Here is a 13,241-nt window from a genome sequence, read left to right as displayed (position 1 = left end):
GGAGGAATAATATGCAAGCCGGAACATTAAAGCAAGTTCTTTTAATTACAGATGGTTGTTCGAATCAAGGGGAGGACCCATCTATGGTAGCTAGTTTCATAGCAGAGCAGGGAATTACAGTCAATGTGATTGGTATTTTGGAAGACACACAAAGTGAACAGCCTAGCGGATTAGAAGAGGTCGAGGATATTGCAGCGAATGGCCAAGGGGTAAGTCAAATCGTCTATCAACAGGCATTAACACAAACCGTGCAAACGGTCACCAAGCAAGCGATGACAGAAACCTTGCAAGGAGTGGTGAATGGCGAACTAAAGCAAATATTAGGGCAGGATACCACAATGGAAGAATTGCCGCCGGAACAGCGTGGCGAGGTTATGGAAGTCGTGGACGAACTCGGAGAAACTTGTTCCTTGGAGGTACTGGTTTTGGTAGACACTAGTGCTAGTATGACGAATAAACTCCCGTCTGTACAAGAAGCCCTCGTGGACTTATCGATTAGTATGAATGCAAGAATGGGGGATAATCGTTTTGCGATTTACCAATTTCCCGGACGCAAAAAACCGATTCAAAAATTGGTAGACTGGACGTCCAAATTAGAATCGATCTCTGCCATTTTTTCCAGAATATCGAGTGGTGGAGTAACTCCGACTGGTCCTGCATTAAGAGAAGCGATGTATCAGTTTGGCAAGAAATCATTACGAAGGAGATGGAGGAGAGATGACCTCACCGACATCGAAGAAGCCTGATATTTCTTTGAGAAGGGGCATGTTAGTGAAAGGGAAATGGCATGGCCGTTCCTATCAAGTGATCCGGAAGCTGGGCAGTGGTGCTATCGGGACCGTGTACCTATGTCAGTATAAAAACAGCTATGTTGCCCTGAAGATAAGTAAACAAAGTGCATCGATTACATCGGAAGTCAATGTGTTAAAATCCCTGCAAGTGGTTCAAGGTCATCACCTTGGGCCTTCTTTGATGGATGTGGACGACTATATCACAGCCAACGGTCATCGTTATTCGTTTTATATTATGGAATATGTCTCTGGTGATACACTTCCTCATTTTGTTCGTCAACAGGGGAAGCAGTGGCTGTTGACGCTGCTGATTAGTTTCTCCAAGGATTTAGAGGGATTGCATCAACAAGGTTATGTATTTGGTGATTTAAAACTGGAAAATTTAATCGTCGCTCGAAGACCTGTCCGTTTACGTTGGGTGGATGTGGGTGGTACGACGTTAAAGGGACGGGCGATTAAGGAGTATACCGAGTTTTACGATCGCGCTTATTGGGGGTGTGGGAGCAGGAAGGCGGATCCAGGTTATGATGTATTTGCGCTGGCCATGGTTATCTTACGGATTTATTATCCCAACGGCTTCTCTCGGGGAGCCGATCCCCAAAAGACCTTACGGAAAAAGATTGATCAGGCGGTGGATATAGAGCCACTTCAACATGTTTTAAAGCAAATGGTACAGCAAACGATTGTGGACGCTGGTCAGGTCCATACAGCCTTGCTTTCCCATAACAGAAAAAGACGATCGAAGAAAAAAGACAAGCAAACCGATGATGCACTTCATCCGGTTATCGAGATGGTAAGCATTCTAACCGTTGGTGCGGGCTATTGTCTCTTTTTATGGCTGTAGGCACTCTGCCTTCTGATATTTTCTATTATTTTTTTCTTGAAATGAAATCAAGCGGTGTGAAATATGTTAAAATAACAGAGGGAACGAAGATAACATATCAAGGTGATTGAATGAGGTGGTGGTTTGTGAATCAGTCCAGCTTAGAGAAGCAGGTATTGCCGTTTATGGAACGGCATCAGTTAATACACCGTAACGCAACCGTTGTGATTGGTGTGTCAGGCGGTGTGGATTCGTTGCTTCTGCTAAAATATTACACGGTGCTGCAGCAAGAGTGGCAGTTGCATATCATTGCGGTTTCGATGGATCACGGTTTGCGTGGAGACGAAGCGGCTCGGGACGTAACGTATGTGGAGCAGATTTGTAAGGACTGGGGTGTCCCTTTTGTTGGAAGGAAGATTGATGTCAAGGAGCGGAAGCGGCATCATAAAGAAGGGACACAACAAGCGGCTAGAATATTAAGGTATCAAGTGTTTGAAGAGATAATGAAGCAATATGATGCAGATTATTTGGCATTAGCACATCATGGTGATGATCAGGTAGAGACTGTCGTTATGCGTATGCTTCGTCAAAACAATCCGTCGGCATTAACAGGTATTCCAATTAGTCGAGCATTCGCCTCCGGTTTTATTGTACGTCCTTTCTTATGTTTATCCAAGGCAGAGATCTATCAATACGCTCATATATATGGGCTCCAGGCACGCGAAGACCCTTCTAATCAATCATCGCAATATACGAGAAATTATCTGCGCAATCAAGTATTGCCACTGTTGAAAAAGCAAGAGCCGCAATTACATAGACATGTGCAAGAAATGACAGAACGATTAACGGAAGACCAACTATACTTAATGAAGCAAGCGGAAAAAATGATGGCAGAAACGATCACACTTGCGCCGCAATCGGCCTCTTTCCAAATAAATGAGCTTCAGTCCTATCCGATGGCTTTACAAAGAAGAGTCTTTCATCTAATATTGAGTTATCTGTACCATAAAGTACCTTCCGCGATGACATTACAGCACGAAAAAGATTTCTTTCATTTATTACATACGGATAGAAGTAGTGTGACGATCGACTTCCCAATTGGCTTAAAGGTAACCAAGAGCTATACGGTGATAAGCTTTCATTTTCTTACCGTAGATCATTCGCAATGGGAAGGTCGCCAACTGAGCAAGATACCCGATACAATCTATTTAGCGGATGGGGCTTCATTACAAATAAGGTATAGCGCTTCTTATGTGAAAGACGATACAAATACCTTGCATATCCCAGTGGAACTCACCTCTCTTTTTCCTTTATCCGTAAGAACCCGAAAACCTGGGGACAAAATAAGGATAAAAGGTTTACAGGGAAGGAAGAAGGTGAAGGATATATTTATAGATGAGAAAATCCCTTTAGAACAACGGGACAACTGGCCTATTGTAGTAGGATCAGATGGACAGCTGCTCTGGCTAGTTGGCTTAAGAAAGGCTGAAATTACGCCATTATATGAAGCAAGCGAATATGTAGTATTACATTACATAGAAACAAATAACAGGAGGCACCATGATGCATAATGAAATCAAGGAGACATTAATCTCTGAGCAGCAGATTCAAGAGAAATGCAAAGAGATAGGAGCGCAACTAACAAAGGAGTATGAGGGCAAATTTCCGCTTGCTATCGGGATTTTGAAAGGAGCCTTGCCTTTTATGTCTGATATTCTTCGTCGTATTGATGGACATCTGGAAATGGATTTTATGGATGTATCCAGCTATGGCAACGAAACACGCTCATCCGGAGAAGTGAAGATTGTCAAAGATTTAGATACGAAGGTAGAAGGTAGGGATATTCTCATCATTGAGGATATTATTGACAGTGGTTTGACGCTAAGTTATTTAGTGGACCTGTTTAAGTACCGGAAGGCGAAATCAATCAAAATTGTTACACTGTTGGACAAGCCTGAAGGCAGGACGGTTGATATTAAGGCCGATATTGTTGGTTTTCAAGTGCCAAACGAATTTGTCGTTGGGTATGGACTGGACTATCAAGAGAGGTATCGCAACCTTCCATATATCGGTGTGTTGAAGCCGGAAATATATAGTGAAGAGGCATAAGATTTTTTTCATTTGCCAGTTGTAATTAGTTGTCACAAAGTCTTTGGTTATGGTACTATTTAATATAGTTTTCTCGTTTCGGGAGGAGGTAGGCAATGAATCGGATTATACGTAATGTGATCCTTTATTTCGTAATCTTTTTGGTATTGATTGCGATTATACAAGTAATTACAGGACAAAACAATCAAGCAGAAGAGTTAAATCTTCAAGAGTTTGAACAAGCATTAGAAGGTGACCAGCTTAGTGAGATGGAAATGCGTCCTTCTCATGGCGTTATACGTGTTTCAGGTACGATGAATGAAGGTGAAGAAGAAGAAACATCTTTTTTATCCAATATACCTAATACGGTGACAATGATTGACTATGTCACAGACAATGCTCCGGAAATTTCCGTGCAAGAAGAGGAAAGGCCAAATGGATGGGTTACTTTTCTAACAACAATGATTCCATTTGTGATCATATTTATTCTATTTTTCTTCTTACTTAATCAAGCCCAAGGTGGCGGCAGCCGAGTCATGAACTTCGGTAAAAGTAAAGCAAAAATGTACAGCGAAGAGAAAAAGAAAGTTCGTTTTCGCGATGTTGCTGGTGCAGATGAAGAAAAGCAAGAATTGGTGGAAGTGGTTGACTTTCTTAAGGACCCACGTAAGTTTGCGGCTATTGGTGCGAAAATACCTAAAGGTGTGTTATTAGTAGGACCTCCGGGTACAGGTAAAACCTTGCTCGCTCGTGCCGTAGCAGGTGAAGCAGGGGTGCCGTTCTTCTCCATCAGTGGTTCGGACTTTGTGGAAATGTTCGTTGGTGTTGGTGCTTCACGTGTGCGTGACTTATTTGAGAACGCCAAAAAGAATGCGCCATGTATCATTTTTATTGATGAGATCGATGCAGTAGGTCGTCAACGTGGTGCAGGTGTTGGCGGTGGTCACGATGAACGTGAACAAACCTTGAACCAGCTCTTAGTAGAAATGGATGGTTTTGGTGAGAATGAGGGAATTATCATTATTGCTGCAACCAACCGACCAGATATTTTAGACCCTGCATTATTACGTCCAGGACGTTTCGACCGTCAGATTACTGTTGACCGTCCAGACTTAAAAGGGCGTGAAGATGTACTTGCTGTGCATGCGCGTGATAAGCCTCTAGCTGACGATGTGGAGTTAAAAACGATTGCTATGCGTACGCCTGGATTTTCTGGTGCAGACTTAGAGAATCTTTTGAATGAAGCAGCACTAGTGGCAGCCAGACATGACAAAGAGAAGGTCGATATGGAATCTGTGGATGAAGCGATCGATCGTGTAATTGCTGGACCAGCTAAGAAAAGCCGGGTTATTTCTAAGAAAGAACGTAATATTGTCGCCTACCATGAAAGTGGCCACACGATTATTGGTATGGTACTGGATGATGCAGATATGGTCCATAAGGTAACGATTGTGCCGCGTGGTCAAGCTGGTGGTTATGCTGTCATGCTGCCTCGGGAAGATCGTTATTTTATGACAAAACCAGAGTTGCTTGACAAGATTACCGGGTTATTAGGCGGCCGTGTATCCGAAGAAATTATTTTCGGTGAGGTAAGTACTGGTGCCCATAATGACTTTCAACGTGCAACCAGTATTGCGCGAAAGATGGTTATGGAATACGGTATGAGTGATAAGATTGGTCCATTGCAGTTTGGCAGCAGTGGAGGTCAAGTCTTCTTAGGTCGAGACATGCAAAATGAACAAAACTACAGTGATGCGATTGCGTATGAAATTGACCAGGAAGTACAGAACTTCATTCAAGAATCCTATCACCGTGCGAAAGAAATTTTAACGGAAAACCGTGATAAATTAGAATTAGTTGCTAAAACTCTGTTAGAAGTGGAGACATTAGACGCGAGTCAAATCAAAGGTTTATTTGAGGAAGGCAAGCTTCCTGATCCTGTGGTGTCCGAACAAGATGGCAAGCCGTCTGGACAGAATGAAGGAAAGGAAGAGGATAAGACTAACGAAACCAAAGAGGATGATAAGTCATCTTCAGAAGTGAAAGTTAATATCCAGCCTCAATCCGATCATAAAGAATCTAATGCCGATGAGCAGACAGAGGATAATGAGACTAACGAAAATAAAGAGAATAAAGAAGATTAATAACGATACAGGCTGTCTTGAAGGCTCAACACCATGACCTTCAAGGCAGCTTTTTTCCACTATAGGCGTTGGTAGATGTAGACTTGCTTTTTCTTGTAAGGTAAAAAAGTTTATTATTGATATAATAGGATTTGGAACAATTTGACCTTAAATGAACCGGCAGTTCAGTGAGTGACTACTTTGAGTGGTCGCTAAAGGATCGAGCAGGTTTTTCCTGCTTTTTCTTAAGCAGGGCAAGGAGACAATTAACTTGCGGGATAGGTCATGCAAACTATACAATATGAAGGTAAGGAGAACTAATGACATATATATAGTGGAGGGTGCCATGATTTTTGTAATAGATGTAGGGAATACGAATACCGTTCTAGGTGTTTTTCAAGACGATCAGCTCGCCTACCAGTGGCGTATGCAAACAGATAGACAGAAGACAGAAGATGAGTATGCAATGTTTATTCATTCATTACTGGACTACGAAGGGTTGTCCTTTTCGGATATAAACGGAATGGTGATTTCATCGGTTGTGCCACCTATTTTGTTCGCTCTGCAGCGGATGGCCGATAAATATTTTCGCTGTAAGCCAATGGTGATCGGCGAAAAGCAAGTAGACCCGCATTTACAGATCATCTATCCTAACCCGAAAGAACTAGGGGCCGATCGAATTGTAAATGCAGTAGCTGCCATTGAGGAGTATGGGGCTTCTTGTATTATTATTGACTTTGGCACGGCGACGACATATTGCTATATTAATGAGCAAGCCCAGTATGAAAGTGGTGTGATCACTCCAGGAATTAATATATCATTGGATGCTTTGTATCAAAATGCAGCCAAGTTACCGAAGATTGAGTTGAAAAGACCAGAACAGGTACTAGGGCACTCCACTGTAGAGGCTATGCAAGCAGGTGTATATTTTGGTTATGTGGGTCAGGTGGACGCTGTCGTGCATAGGATTAAGCAGGAGATCAATGCTAATCCTAGGGTGATTGCGACCGGAGGACTAGCTACACTGATCGCCAAGGATTCATCCGTTGTAGACATTGTAGATCCTTATCTTACGTTAAAAGGATTATATTATATTTATCAAAAAAATGAACAAACATTTAGTCATTAGAAAGGAAGACGCCATATGGGTGATTATTTATTAAAAGCGACCGGATTTAACGGGGAAGTAAGAGCCTACGCCATCCAGTCAACTGATACAGTAGAAGAAGCACGGCAAAGGCAAGATACATGGGCTACAACCTCTGCTGCTTTAGGAAGGACGATGACGATTGCCACCATGCTTGGTGCGATGTTAAAAGGTGATGATAAGTTAACCGTTAAGGTTGAAGGAGACGGTCCTGTAGGTGCAGTCATTGCAGATGCAAACGCTATGGGGGAAGTGCGCGGCTATGTGGTGAACCCGCACGTTGACTTTGAATCAAATCAGCACGGCAAACTGGATGTAAAACGGGCGGTAGGAACAGAAGGAACCTTAAGTGTGGTGAAAGATGTTGGGCTCAAAAACCACTTCACTGGACAAGTGCCGATCGTATCAGGAGAAATCAGTGAGGACTTCACCTATTACTTAGCAAATTCAGAACAGGTTCCCTCTGCCGTAGGTGCAGGTGTATTGGTCAATCCAGATCATAGTGTGCTCAGTGCGGGCGGTTTTATTGTGCAAATGCTGCCAGGTGCAGCGGAAGATACGATTACGAGTGTGGAAGATAATATTTCCTCCATTCCTGCTATTTCCCAATTAATCCAAGAGGGAAAAACACCGGAAGAAATGCTGGGGTTATTATTAGGTGATGGCAATTTCACAATTCATGAGGAAGTCCCTGTCCAGTTTTCTTGTCCATGTTCCAAAGAGAGGCTGGAGACGGCGATCCAGGGCTTGGGGAATAAAGAAATCGATGCGATGATCCGTGAAGACCATGGTGCCACGGCTTCTTGTCATTTTTGTAATGAGACGTATACCTTCACAATCGACGAGTTGCGTGCCTTAAAAAGAACAGAAGCGTAATATAGCACGTCTTAAGATGTAAGAAGCTAGCAGCAATTCCCAGATAAGGATTGACAATTACCTTTATTTCATGTAAATTAGTAATTAAACCAATAATATTACTTGGGATTAAGGAGGAATTAGGATGAAAGTGGCTCAAAATATTGCGGAACTAATCGGAAATACCCCTATTGTTAAATTAAATCGTACAGCTGACCCTGAAGGTGCAGAGATTTATGCAAAGCTGGAATTCATGAATCCAGGCAGCTCTGTAAAGGATCGTATTGCACTTGCCATGATTGAAGCGGCAGAAGAAGATGGCAATTTGAAAGAAGGAGATACGATCATCGAACCAACTAGTGGGAATACGGGGATTGGTTTAGCAATGGTAGCAGCTATTAAAGGTTACAAAGCTATTCTTGTTATGCCGGATACGATGAGTATGGAGAGACGCAATCTTTTACGCGCTTATGGTTCGGAACTTGTATTAACTCCAGGTGCGGAAGGTATGAAGGGTGCTATTGCTAAAGCAACCGAGTTACAGGAGCAACATGGCTATTTCATGCCACAACAATTCAATAATGCAGCAAATCCTGCCGTACATGCGCGTACTACAGGTAAAGAAATTGTGGATCAAATGGGTGATCAATTAGACGCCTTTGTATCTGGTATCGGTACAGGTGGAACAATTACTGGGGCAGGTAAAGTATTGAAGAATCAATATAAGGATATCAAGCTTTATGCTGTGGAACCAGCTGATTCGGATATATTGTCTGGGGGAACACCAGGCCCGCATAAAATCCAAGGGATCGGTGCTGGATTTGTGCCAGAGGTACTGGATACAGAGGTATACGATGAAGTTATTACCGTAACGAACGATCAAGCATATGAAACAGCTCGGGAAGCCGCTAAAAAAGACGGACTGCTCGGCGGTGTTTCTTCAGGTGCTGCCATTTATGCCGCGAAACAAGTAGCGAAAAAACTAGGTAAAGGCAAAAAGGTGCTGGCGGTTATCCCAAGTAATGGGGAACGTTATCTATCCACTCCGCTTTATCAGTTTGACGACGAATAAATACTGGAAGAGGCCATCTATTTATAGGTGGTCTTTTTTTGTGAGGTAAGAAAATATAAAATTCTGATTATCATAGGCATTGAAACGAATTTGATCCGGTAATAGGAGACGATATCTGAAAATAAACATCAAAATACAGATAAGATAGATTATGTAAAGTCAATCACTTTTGTGGGCAGTTGACTTATGCCCTGTGGGTGAAAGCGCAACCTATTTTCGGAGCGCTTCCTAGCACATAAAAAACGTTCAACATGATCACTTGGAATAGTCTGTTACTTTACAATACAGACAAGTAGCCAAACTTACTACAGAGAAAACATAAACAGTGCACCTAAACGTCCTGATTTAAAATCATGAAATTTCTACTAAACTTTTTATAGAGATATATGTTATAATAATTTGTTATTGAATACTTACTTTTCATAGGCTTGAATACAAGGGTGGATGATGATGGAAAAATGGTTGCGTACAAAAGAAAGGAATTATTACTATCCAGATAAAACGTTAATCATGGGAATTTTAAATGTCACACCGGATTCTTTTTCAGACGGTGGGAAATATAATTCCCCACAGCCTGCAATAGACCAGGCATTACGCATGGAAGCAGAAGGTGCAGATATCATAGATGTAGGTGGAGAATCGACTAGGCCAGGTTACACACCGGTATCAGAGGAAGAAGAGCTTGCCAGAGTGATTCCTGTAATCAAGGCATTGAGCGGGCAAGTGAACATTCCGCTTTCTATCGATACAACAAAGGCCAATGTAGCTCGAGCGGCGATAGAAGCAGGTGCATCCATTATTAATGATATCTGGGGCGCTAAGAAAGACCCGGAAATGGCAAAGGTTGCCGCTGATTTGCAGGTGCCAATTATTTTAATGCACAATCGTAACCAGATCCCTTACCAATCATTAATGGAAGATATATTAGCGGATGTGCAGGAAAGCATTGATATTGCCTTAGCTGCAGGAGTGAAGCCGGAGCAGCTAATTATTGATCCTGGCATCGGTTTCGCCAAAACGTATGAAGAAAATATCGCTGTTATGCAGCAGATGGAAAGATTTCGTGAGCTAGACCTCCCGTTATTATTAGGTGTATCTCGTAAATCGGTTATTGCCAAAACAGTCGATTTACCTGCTGATCAGCGTGATGAGGCAACAGGAGCAGCTGTTTCTTTTGGCATCACGAAAGGGTGCGAAATCGTTCGGGTACACAATGTGAAATTACATGCTCGAATGATAAGAATGTTGGATAAGTTAATGAATAAAGGCAGGGATGCACATGGATAAGATACAATTGAATCAGATGTCCTTCTACGGCTTCCATGGCGTTTTTCCGGAAGAAAAGAAACTAGGGCAACGTTTTATTGTGGATGCTGTTTTAGAAGTGGATTTACGCCAAGCGGGCAAGACAGATGATCTACAGTATTCGATTGATTATGGCCTTGTTTATCAGCTGACAAAAGCAGTGGTAGAAGGACCGTCAAAAAATCTAATTGAAGCAGTGGCGGAGCAGGTTGCAAGTGAATTATTATTTCATTTTGAAGCATTGATGGCTTGTCAAATTCGATTGATTAAGCCTGACCCACCCATACCAGGACACTATCAATCCGTTGCTGTGGATATATATAGGGAGAAATCAAAATGAATAAAGTCTATATCGCGTTAGGCTCTAATATTGCGCCGCGGTTCAATTATCTGTATCGGGCGATTGACATATTACAGCAGCACGAGGATATTGAAGTGGCCAAACAGTCTTCCGTATATGAGACGGATCCAGTTGGGTATACAGATCAGGAACAATTTTTAAACATGGTGATCGAGCTAGAAACCACGTTAGAGCCCATTGCCCTTTTAAATGTGTGTCAAAGCATTGAACGTAAATTAGGAAGGAAACGTGATATTCGATGGGGGCCAAGAACGATTGATCTAGATATTTTACTGTATAATCAGACATCTATTGTGAACGACCGCTTGGTGGTACCGCATCGGAGATTGCATGAAAGAGCATTTGTATTAATACCATTAGCAGAAATTCATCCTTCTCTTTATATAGAAAGTCTTGAACAAAGCATCTCAGAATTAGTCGGTCAACTACCGTTACAAGATAAAGAAGGAGTAGTAAAATGTCAACCAACAGAAGGGGTAAGAGAATCAAAGCCTTTCGGAAGCTAAAGGGGTATACTCAAGTTGCCTTTGCGAAAACTATCGGTATGTCTATTTCGCAACTTGGCGAAATAGAAAGAGGCAGAAAAGAACCGTCACCCGATCAATTAATGACGATAACAGAACAACTGGGGATTTCATTGGAAGAATTAGACCCAAATGTTAAAGGAAAACAGGAAGAATAGATAGAGGTAATCACCACCGATAACCATTCCAGTGACAGGATTAACCAACGCTTGGAGAATAACTGGTATAACGGATTACGGTGAAGGTGAGGAATGAAGGATAATTTGCTAACGCGATTGCAGTAGCCAACTTAGCTGAATAATCACGAAAAAATTTGATATTTATATTGAGGTGAAGAGAATGAGCGAAGAAACAAACGAACAAATGCAAGTTCGACTAGAAAAAATGGAAAACTACCGCGAACAAGGAATAGATCCGTTTGGTGATAAGTTTGTTCGTACAGATTTGGCAGCAGACTTATTTGAAAGATATCAAGATTGGACAAAGGAAGAATTAGAAGAGCAGAAAATTGAGACAACGGTGGCAGGCCGGGTGATGACGAAACGTGGTAAAGGAAAAGTAGGATTTTCTCATATACAAGATTTAAGCGGGCAAATCCAACTCTACGTGCGCAAGGATCAAATTGGAGAAGAGACATACGAAATTTTTAAATCAACCGATTTAGGTGATATTGTAGGCGTTACAGGAATCGTTTTTAAAACTAAGGTGGGCGAACTTTCTGTAAAAGCAACTCAGTTTACCATGTTAACGAAATCGTTACGACCATTACCAGAGAAGTTCCATGGTTTAAAAGATGTAGAGCAGCGTTATCGCCAACGCTATCTTGATTTAATCACGAATATGGATAGTAAACATACGTTTATTCTTCGTAGTAAAATTATTCAGTCTATGCGCCGTTATTTGGATGATAAAGGCTATCTAGAAGTAGAGACACCGATGATGCATAGTATTCCTGGGGGAGCCTCTGCGCGCCCTTTTGAAACACATCACAATGCACTGGATATTCCGTTATATATGCGAATAGCCATTGAATTACATCTTAAACGATTGATCATAGGTGGTATGGAGAAGGTATATGAAATAGGACGTGTATTCCGTAATGAGGGTGTATCCACTCGTCACAACCCGGAATTCACCATGATTGAATTATATGAAGCTTATGCCGATTATCATGATATTATGGAGCTAGTGGAGGAACTGATCGCACATATTGCCAAAGAAGTAACCGGATCAATGATTATTACGTATGGAGAACATGAAATAGATTTAACACCAAGATGGACAAGACTGCACATGGTAGACGCTATTAAAGAATATACTGGGGTAGATTTCTGGCAGCAGTTGACCGACGAAGAAGCAAAAGCATTGGCAAAAGAACATGGGGTAGATGTAGAGGATAATATGACATATGGTCACATTGTTAATGAGTTCTTTGAACAAAAAGTAGAAGACAAATTGATTCAGCCTACCTTTGTATATGGACACCCAGTAGCGATTTCACCATTAGCCAAGAAAAATAAAGAGGATGAACGCTTTACGGATCGTTTTGAGTTATTTGTCGTGGGGCGTGAACATGCCAACGCCTTTTCGGAATTGAACGATCCGGTTGACCAAAGAGAAAGATTTGAAGCGCAAGTAAAAGAAAAAGAGCAAGGTAACGATGAAGCGCACGAGATGGATGAGGACTTCTTAGAGGCATTAGAGTATGGTATGCCTCCTACAGGTGGTCTAGGTATCGGAATCGACCGCCTTGTTATGCTATTAACCAACTCACCATCGATTAGAGACGTACTATTATTCCCGCAAATGCGCAATAAATAAAGGCAAAAGCTATGTTCTTGATCAAGGACATAGCTTTTATGAAAAAAGTTATTGACACTCTATTTTGTTTTATGGTATATTATTAAACGTCGCTGAAACAGGAAAGCAAACAACGAATTTATCAATGAAATAATTATTGAATAAAGTTATTGACATTGGCCAGCATAAGCGATATAATATAAAAGCTGTCGAAAAAAGCAGCCGAAACATTGATCATTGAAAACTGAACAAAACAACCAGTATGTGTAAGAAGAAAAGCAAAAAGCTAGCTTGTCAAAAGCGAGCACAAGTACAAACTATATTGAGAGTTTGATCTTGGCTCAGGACGAAC

The 13,241-nt window shown here is 41.7% G+C and carries 13 protein-coding genes; all 13 read left to right on the top strand.

All coding sequences use genetic code 11. The features are described from left to right. Positions 1-11: 11 nt before the first annotated feature. Positions 12-746, top strand: a complete 735-nt coding sequence (locus tag E0E32_RS00240; protein ID WP_066185602.1) for a vWA domain-containing protein — start codon at positions 12-14, stop codon at positions 744-746. Then, entirely contained in the window at positions 718-1,635 is a 918-nt protein-coding gene (prkT, locus tag E0E32_RS00235) for a serine/threonine protein kinase PrkT (RefSeq protein ID WP_066185599.1), read from the top strand. The genes E0E32_RS00240 and prkT overlap by 29 nt, the downstream gene beginning before the upstream one ends. Positions 1,636-1,760: 125 nt before the next feature. Further along, a complete protein-coding gene (tilS, locus tag E0E32_RS00230) occupies positions 1,761-3,185 on the top strand; it encodes a tRNA lysidine(34) synthetase TilS (protein WP_165444904.1) in 1,425 nt (474 codons plus the stop codon). After that, a complete protein-coding gene (gene hpt / locus E0E32_RS00225) occupies positions 3,178-3,723 on the top strand; it encodes a hypoxanthine phosphoribosyltransferase (protein ID WP_066185595.1) in 546 nt (181 codons plus the stop codon). The genes tilS and hpt overlap by 8 nt, the downstream gene beginning before the upstream one ends. Before the next feature lie 95 nt (positions 3,724-3,818). Next, positions 3,819-5,846, top strand: a complete 2,028-nt coding sequence (ftsH, locus tag E0E32_RS00220) for an ATP-dependent zinc metalloprotease FtsH (protein WP_066185592.1) — start codon at positions 3,819-3,821, stop codon at positions 5,844-5,846. 325 nt (positions 5,847-6,171) lie between these two features. Continuing rightward, positions 6,172-6,954: a type III pantothenate kinase gene (locus tag E0E32_RS00215; protein ID WP_066185589.1), complete on the top strand. Its 783-nt coding sequence runs from the start codon at positions 6,172-6,174 to the stop codon at positions 6,952-6,954. Positions 6,955-6,969: 15 nt separating this feature from the next. Continuing rightward, positions 6,970-7,848: an Hsp33 family molecular chaperone HslO gene (gene hslO, locus E0E32_RS00210; RefSeq protein WP_066185586.1), complete on the top strand. Its 879-nt coding sequence runs from the start codon at positions 6,970-6,972 to the stop codon at positions 7,846-7,848. 124 nt (positions 7,849-7,972) lie between these two features. Next, positions 7,973-8,899 carry a cysteine synthase A gene (gene cysK, locus E0E32_RS00205; protein WP_066185583.1) on the top strand — a complete coding sequence of 309 codons (927 nt, stop codon included), beginning with the start codon at positions 7,973-7,975 and terminating at the stop codon, positions 8,897-8,899. Positions 8,900-9,349: 450 nt separating this feature from the next. Continuing rightward, a complete protein-coding gene (folP, locus tag E0E32_RS00200; RefSeq protein WP_066185581.1) occupies positions 9,350-10,186 on the top strand; it encodes a dihydropteroate synthase in 837 nt (278 codons plus the stop codon). Next, complete coding sequence (folB, locus tag E0E32_RS00195) at positions 10,179-10,544, top strand: dihydroneopterin aldolase (RefSeq protein ID WP_066185574.1); 366 nt, start codon at positions 10,179-10,181, stop codon at positions 10,542-10,544. Before folP ends, folB begins: the two co-directional genes overlap by 8 nt. Continuing rightward, positions 10,541-11,071, top strand: coding sequence for a 2-amino-4-hydroxy-6-hydroxymethyldihydropteridine diphosphokinase (gene folK / locus E0E32_RS00190; RefSeq protein WP_066185570.1), 531 nt, complete (start codon positions 10,541-10,543; stop codon positions 11,069-11,071). The genes folB and folK overlap by 4 nt, the downstream gene beginning before the upstream one ends. After that, on the top strand, positions 11,023-11,247 hold the full coding sequence (locus E0E32_RS00185) for a helix-turn-helix domain-containing protein (RefSeq protein WP_066185568.1): 225 nt from the start codon (positions 11,023-11,025) through the stop codon (positions 11,245-11,247). Before folK ends, E0E32_RS00185 begins: the two co-directional genes overlap by 49 nt. 181 nt (positions 11,248-11,428) lie before the next feature. Continuing rightward, positions 11,429-12,910: a lysine--tRNA ligase gene (gene lysS, locus E0E32_RS00180; protein ID WP_066185565.1), complete on the top strand. Its 1,482-nt coding sequence runs from the start codon at positions 11,429-11,431 to the stop codon at positions 12,908-12,910. Positions 12,911-13,241 lie beyond the last annotated feature (331 nt).

It is taken from the genome of Gracilibacillus phocaeensis (assembly GCF_900626275.1).
GTDB lineage: Bacteria > Bacillota > Bacilli > Bacillales > Amphibacillaceae > Gracilibacillus > Gracilibacillus timonensis.
The sequence above is the reverse complement of the archived record's forward strand: the minus strand, read 5'-3'. Positions and strand labels throughout refer to the sequence as shown.

What these genes read in the sequence shown, in the direction of transcription:
- E0E32_RS00185 (WP_066185568.1), top strand. Translation starts at nt 11,023, where the DNA reads ATGTCAACCAACAGAAGGGGTAAGAGAATCAAAGCCTTTCGGAAGCTA.
- prkT (WP_066185599.1), top strand. Translation starts at nt 718, where the DNA reads ATGACCTCACCGACATCGAAGAAGCCTGATATTTCTTTGAGAAGGGGC.
- lysS (WP_066185565.1), top strand. Translation starts at nt 11,429, where the DNA reads ATGAGCGAAGAAACAAACGAACAAATGCAAGTTCGACTAGAAAAAATG.
- hslO (WP_066185586.1), top strand. Translation starts at nt 6,970, where the DNA reads ATGGGTGATTATTTATTAAAAGCGACCGGATTTAACGGGGAAGTAAGA.
- folB (WP_066185574.1), top strand. Translation starts at nt 10,179, where the DNA reads ATGGATAAGATACAATTGAATCAGATGTCCTTCTACGGCTTCCATGGC.
- folK (WP_066185570.1), top strand. Translation starts at nt 10,541, where the DNA reads ATGAATAAAGTCTATATCGCGTTAGGCTCTAATATTGCGCCGCGGTTC.
- folP (WP_066185581.1), top strand. Translation starts at nt 9,350, where the DNA reads ATGGAAAAATGGTTGCGTACAAAAGAAAGGAATTATTACTATCCAGAT.
- E0E32_RS00215 (WP_066185589.1), top strand. Translation starts at nt 6,172, where the DNA reads ATGATTTTTGTAATAGATGTAGGGAATACGAATACCGTTCTAGGTGTT.
- ftsH (WP_066185592.1), top strand. Translation starts at nt 3,819, where the DNA reads ATGAATCGGATTATACGTAATGTGATCCTTTATTTCGTAATCTTTTTG.
- E0E32_RS00240 (WP_066185602.1), top strand. Translation starts at nt 12, where the DNA reads ATGCAAGCCGGAACATTAAAGCAAGTTCTTTTAATTACAGATGGTTGT.
- cysK (WP_066185583.1), top strand. Translation starts at nt 7,973, where the DNA reads ATGAAAGTGGCTCAAAATATTGCGGAACTAATCGGAAATACCCCTATT.
- hpt (WP_066185595.1), top strand. Translation starts at nt 3,178, where the DNA reads ATGCATAATGAAATCAAGGAGACATTAATCTCTGAGCAGCAGATTCAA.